The following is a 6056-nucleotide window of genomic DNA, read 5'->3' on the forward strand; positions in this document are numbered from 1 at the left end:
GCAGGAGGTAGGGCGACGCAGGATGCCAAAGCCGAGGGGCTAGGGGTGAGGGCTGGGCGTGCCGCGAGCAATTGGATTGAAGAGGTTTGCAAATGAGCTGTGATTTCATCGCGCTGGCCCAGCCAGGCGTGCAAAAGCTGTCCCCCTACGTACCAGGCAAGCCAGTCGACGAGTTGGCTCGTGAGCTGGGGCTCGATCCGGCCGGTATCGTCAAGCTGGCCAGCAATGAGAACCCGCTCGGCCCGAGCGACAAGGTGCTGGCAGCGATTCGCGCCGAACTGGACGAACTGACCCGCTACCCGGATGGCAATGGCTTCACCCTCAAAACTGCCCTGGCTGCCCGTTACGGCGTCGACGCCGCGCAGGTCACCCTGGGCAATGGCTCCAACGACATCCTCGAGCTGGTCGCCCGTGCCTATCTGGCACCCGGCCTCAATGCCGTGTTCAGTGACTACGCTTTCGCGGTTTACCCCATTGCCACGCAGGCAGTCGGCGCACAGGGCAAGATCGTGCCGGCCAAGGATTACGGTCACGATTTGCAGGCCATGCTTGCCGCCATCGATGGCAATACTCGCGTCGTCTTCATCGCCAACCCCAACAACCCGACCGGTACCTGGTTTGGCCCGGACGCGCTGGAAACCTTCCTGGCCAAGGTGCCGGAGTCGGTGCTGGTGGTGCTGGACGAAGCCTATATCGAATACGCCGAAGGCGACGAGTTGCCGGACGGTCTGGATTACCTGGCGCGCTACCCGAACCTGCTGGTCTCGCGCACCTTCTCCAAGGCCTATGGTCTGGCCTCGCTGCGCGTCGGCTACGCCATCAGCTCGCCGGCCATCGCCGATGTGCTCAACCGCGTACGCCAGCCGTTCAATGTCAACAGCCTTGCGCTGGCTGCTGCCTGCGCGGCGCTGAGTGATGCCGACTACCTGGCTGAAAGCCGTCGCCTAAACGATGCCGGCATGCAGCAGCTGGAAGAGGGTTTGCGGGCTCTGGGGCTGAGTTGGATTGCCTCCAAGGCCAACTTCATCGCCGTCGATTTTGGTCGCGACACCGCTGCGATCAACCAGGCGCTGCTACGTGAAGGGGTGATCGTGCGGCCGATGGCCGGTTACCGCATGCCGAATTTCCTGCGTGTCTCCATCGGCCTGCCGCAAGAGAACGCACGCTTCCTCGAGGCCTTGGCCAAGGTACTGTCGGCGTGACTGTCACTGCAGTGCAATCCAATGCGCCTAAGATCGGCCGCCTGGTGGTGGTCGGCCTCGGCTTGATCGGTGGCTCCTTCGCCAAGGGGTTGCGTGAGCGCGGTCTGTGCAGGGAAGTGGTGGGGGTCGATCTGGATGCCGAATCGCGTCGCCTGGCAGTGCAGTTGGGCGTTGTCGATCGCTGCGAGAGCGACCTGGCTGCCGCCTGTCAGGGGGCCGAGGTCATTCAGTTGGCAGTGCCTATCCTGGCCATGGAGAAGGTGCTTGCTCAACTGGCTGCGCTGGATCTTGGCAATGCCGTGCTGACCGACGTTGGCAGCGCCAAAGGCAATGTCGTGCGTGCGGCGCGTCTGGCCTTTGCCGGTCAGGCAGTGCGTTTCGTACCGGGGCATCCGATTGCCGGCTCCGAGCAGAGCGGGGTGGAGGCGGCCAACGCCGAACTGTTCCGCCGCCACAAGGTTATTCTCACGCCCAGTGAACACAGTGATGCAGCGGCTGTGGCGCTGGTCGAGGCGCTGTGGCGCGAGCTGGGGGCGGATGTCGAGTCGATGGAGGTGGAGCATCACGATCAGGTGCTCGCCGCTACCAGCCATCTGCCGCACCTGCTGGCCTTTACCCTGGTCGACTCGCTGGCCAAGCGCAGCGAGAACCTGGAGATTTTCCGCTATGCCGCTGGCGGCTTCCGCGACTTCACGCGGATCGCTGGCAGTGACCCGGTGATGTGGCACGATATCTTCCTCGCCAACCGCGAGGCCGTGCTGCGCACACTGGATACGTTTCGCGACGACCTCGACGCCTTGCGCGATGCGGTCGACGCCGGGGATGGGCATCAACTGCTGGGCGTGTTTACTCGCGCTCGCGTGGCCCGCGAACATTTCAGCAAAATTCTGGCCCGCAGGGCCTATGTGGACGCTATGCACTCGACCGATCTGATTTTCCTGGCAAAACCTGGTAGCTCGCTGGCTGGACGTATCCGCGTACCGGGTGACAAATCCATCTCGCACCGTTCGATCATGCTGGGTTCGCTGGCCGAAGGCACCACCGAGGTCGAAGGCTTCCTCGAGGGTGAGGATGCCCTGGCCACATTGCAGGCCTTCCGCGACATGGGCGTGGTCATCGAAGGCCCGCACCACGGCCGCGTGACCATCCATGGCGTCGGCCTGCATGGTCTGAAAGCGCCGGCCGGCCCGCTGTACATGGGTAACTCCGGCACCTCCATGCGCCTGCTCTCCGGCTTGCTGGCCGCGCAGCCGTTCGACACTACGCTGACCGGTGATGCTTCGCTGTCCAAACGCCCGATGAACCGCGTGGCCAAGCCGCTGCGTGAAATGGGCGCGGTGATCGAGACCGGTCCGGAAGGTCGTCCGCCGCTGACCATCAAAGGTGGTCAACGCCTGACCGGCATGGCCTACGACATGCCGATGGCCAGTGCCCAGGTTAAATCCTGCCTGCTGCTGGCCGGCTTGTACGCGGCGGGCCGCACCTCGGTGACCGAACCGGCGCCGACCCGTGACCACACCGAGCGCATGCTGCGCGGTTTCGGCTACCCGGTGAGCGTGGAGGGCAGTACCGCCAGCGTCGAGTCCGGCCACAAGCTGACCGCCACGCGCATCGAGGTGCCGGCCGATATTTCCTCGGCGGCGTTCTTCCTGGTCGCTGCCAGCATCGCCGAAGGCTCCGAGCTGGTGCTCGAGCACGTTGGCATCAACCCGACCCGTACCGGCGTGATCGATATCCTCAAGCTGATGGGTGGCGACATTACCCTGGAAAACCAGCGTGAAGTCGGCGGCGAGCCGGTCGCTGACATTCGCGTGCGAGCGGCCAAGCTCAAAGGCATCGATATTCCGGAAGACCTGGTGCCGCTGGCTATCGATGAATTCCCGGTGCTGTTCGTTGCCGCCGCCTGTGCCGAAGGCCGTACCGTGCTGCGCGGCGCCGAAGAGCTGCGGGTGAAAGAGTCCGATCGTATCCAGGTCATGGCTGACGGCCTGATCGCGCTGGGTGTGAAGGCCGAGCCGACCCCGGATGGCATCATCATCGAAGGCGGTAGCATCGGCGGTGGCGAAGTCTGGGCGCATGGCGACCACCGCATTGCCATGTCCTTCAGCGTCGCCTCGCTGCGCGCCACTGCGCCGATCCACATTCATGACTGTGCCAACGTCGCCACGTCCTTCCCCAACTTCCTGGCCTTGTCGGCTGAAGTCGGCATCAACGTGGCTGTAGAGGGCAAGGCATGAATGCCCCGGTAATCACCGTCGATGGGCCGAGCGGGTCGGGCAAGGGCACGCTGTGCGCCTTGCTGGCCAAGCAGCTGGGCTGGAACCTGCTTGACTCCGGTGCGCTCTATCGCCTGCTGGCCTTCGCTGCCGGCAACCACGGTATCGATCTGACCAACGAAGAGTCGCTCAAGCAGCTGGCCGCACATCTGGATGTGCAGTTCATCGATAAGCGCATCATCCTCGAAGGCGAGGAGGTGACCGACGCCATCCGCAACGAACAGATCGGCGCCGGTGCTTCCATGGTCGCTTCGCTGCCGGCTGTACGGGAAGCGCTGCTGCAGCGTCAGCGTGCCTTTCGCGAAATGCCCGGCCTGGTGGCCGATGGCCGCGACATGGGTACCGTGGTATTCGCCGACGCGCCGCTGAAGATTTTCCTGACGGCCAGCGCCGAGGAACGTGCGCGTCGCCGCTACTTGCAGTTGAAGGCTAAGGGCGATGATGTTAATCTTGCGAGTCTTCTCGACGAGATACGGGCGCGCGATGAGCGCGATACCCAGCGCGCGGTGGCGCCGCTGAAGCCGGCAGCCGACGCAATCGTGCTGGATTCCACCGAGCTTTCCATCGAGCAGGTGCTTGAACGAATTCTGCGCGAGGTCGCTGATCGCGATCTGGCCGGGTAAGGACGTTCGGTTGCTCTAAATCGAACAGTCCGCAAGGAGGCATACGGGAGACCAGTCCTTGTCCCGTAGGCCTCTTTTTACATGAACGAACCCACATGGTCTGGAATGTGGTTTGGGCGAATCCCCGCCCTTGATCAACAGGAATCAACATGAGCGAAAGCTTTGCAGAACTATTTGAAGAAAGCCTGAAATCCCTCGACATGCAGCCGGGCGCCATCATCACCGGTATCGTGGTCGACATCGACGGTGACTGGGTTACCGTTCACGCCGGTCTGAAGTCCGAGGGCGTCATCCCGCTCGACCAGTTCTTCAACGAACAAGGCGAGCTGACCATCAAGGTCGGTGACGAAGTCCACGTCGCGCTGGACGCGGTTGAAGATGGCTTCGGTGAAACCAAGCTGTCCCGCGAGAAAGCCAAGCGCGCTGAGTCCTGGCTGGTTCTGGAAGCTGCGTTCAACGCTGAAGAAGTGGTCAAGGGCGTTATCAACGGTAAGGTCAAAGGCGGCTTCACCGTTGACGTCAACGGCATCCGCGCGTTCCTGCCGGGTTCCCTGGTTGACGTCCGTCCGGTGCGTGATACCACTCACCTGGAAGGCAAAGAGCTGGAATTCAAGGTCATCAAACTGGACCAGAAGCGCAACAACGTTGTCGTTTCCCGTCGCAGCGTCCTGGAAGCCGAGAACAGCGCCGAGCGCGAAGCTCTGCTGGAATCCCTGCAGGAAGGTCAGCAAGTCAAAGGTATCGTCAAGAACCTCACCGACTACGGTGCGTTCGTTGACCTGGGCGGCGTAGATGGCCTGCTGCACATCACCGACATGGCTTGGAAGCGCATCAAGCACCCGTCCGAGATCGTCAACGTTGGCGACGAGATCGACGTCAAGGTTCTGAAGTACGATCGCGAGCGTAACCGCGTATCCCTGGGCCTGAAGCAACTGGGCGAAGACCCATGGGTTGCCATCAAGGCGCGTTACCCGGAAAACACCCGCGTTGTTGCCCGTGTCACCAACCTCACCGACTACGGCTGCTTCGCCGAGCTGGAAGAGGGCGTGGAAGGCCTGGTACACGTTTCCGAAATGGACTGGACCAACAAGAACATCCACCCGTCGAAAGTCGTTAACGTCGGCGACGAAGTGGAAGTCATGGTTCTGGACATCGACGAAGAGCGTCGTCGTATCTCCCTGGGTATCAAGCAGTGCAAGACCAACCCGTGGGAAGACTTCTCCGGCCAGTTCAACAAGGGTGACAAGATCTCCGGCACCATCAAGTCGATCACCGATTTCGGTATCTTCATTGGTCTGGACGGCGGCATCGACGGCCTGGTTCACCTGTCCGACATCTCCTGGAATGAAGCTGGCGAAGAAGCCGTGCGTCGCTTCAAGAAGGGCGACGAACTGGAAACCGTCATCCTGTCGGTTGACCCGGAGCGCGAGCGCATCTCCCTGGGCATCAAGCAACTGGAAGACGATCCGTTCAGCAACTACGTCTCCATCAACGACAAGGGCACCATCGTCCGTGGCGTTGTGAAAGAAGTAGACGCCAAGGGCGCCATCATCGACCTGGGCAACGAGATCGAAGCTACCCTGAAAGCCTCCGAAATCAGCCGTGACCGCGTTGAAGACGCGCGCAACGTTCTGAAAGAAGGCGACGAAGTAGAAGCCAAGATCATCAGCGTCGACCGCAAGTCCCGTGTCATCAGCCTGTCCATCAAGTCGAAAGACGTCGAGGACGAGAAAGACGCGATGAAGGAACTGCGTAACAAGCAAGACGTTGAAAGCACCGGCCCGACCACCATTGGTGATCTGATCCGTGCTCAAATGGAAAACCAGAACTAAGTTCAGGTAATTCATCAAAAAGGCGACCTTCGGGTCGCCTTTTTCGTTGTGCGCCAGGCATGGCGCGTAGTGCCGTGACTGGCGCTGTTCGGCTCACTGTGGTGGTGAGTCGGACGATTTGGA

At 61.6% G+C, this 6056-nt stretch carries 4 protein-coding genes; all 4 read left to right on the top strand.

Going from position 1 to position 6056, the window contains the following annotated elements; translation table 11 throughout:
* Positions 1 to 92: 92 nt before the first annotated feature.
* The 4 genes from hisC to rpsA all read left to right on the top strand — a co-directional run bounded on the left by hisC (position 93) and on the right by rpsA (position 5933).
* Positions 93 to 1202 carry a histidinol-phosphate transaminase gene (hisC, locus tag N5J71_RS21815; protein ID WP_279917637.1) on the top strand — a complete coding sequence of 370 codons (1110 nt, stop codon included), beginning with the start codon at positions 93 to 95 and terminating at the stop codon, positions 1200 to 1202.
* Positions 1199 to 3439, top strand: a complete 2241-nt coding sequence (locus tag N5J71_RS21820; protein WP_279917638.1) for a bifunctional prephenate dehydrogenase/3-phosphoshikimate 1-carboxyvinyltransferase — start codon at positions 1199 to 1201, stop codon at positions 3437 to 3439. The genes hisC and N5J71_RS21820 overlap by 4 nt, the downstream gene beginning before the upstream one ends.
* The gene (gene cmk / locus N5J71_RS21825) at positions 3436 to 4101 is read left to right on the top strand and encodes a (d)CMP kinase (RefSeq protein WP_206409182.1); all 666 of its coding nucleotides are present in this window, start codon (positions 3436 to 3438) and stop codon (positions 4099 to 4101) included. Before N5J71_RS21820 ends, cmk begins: the two co-directional genes overlap by 4 nt.
* A 149-nt stretch (positions 4102 to 4250) precedes the next feature.
* On the top strand, positions 4251 to 5933 hold the full coding sequence (rpsA, locus tag N5J71_RS21830; RefSeq protein WP_108232817.1) for a 30S ribosomal protein S1: 1683 nt from the start codon (positions 4251 to 4253) through the stop codon (positions 5931 to 5933).
* Positions 5934 to 6056 lie beyond the last annotated feature (123 nt).

Origin of the sequence: Ectopseudomonas oleovorans, assembly GCF_029845265.1 — a bacterium.
In the GTDB taxonomy this organism is placed as follows: Bacteria; Pseudomonadota; Gammaproteobacteria; order Pseudomonadales; family Pseudomonadaceae; genus Aquipseudomonas; species Aquipseudomonas oleovorans.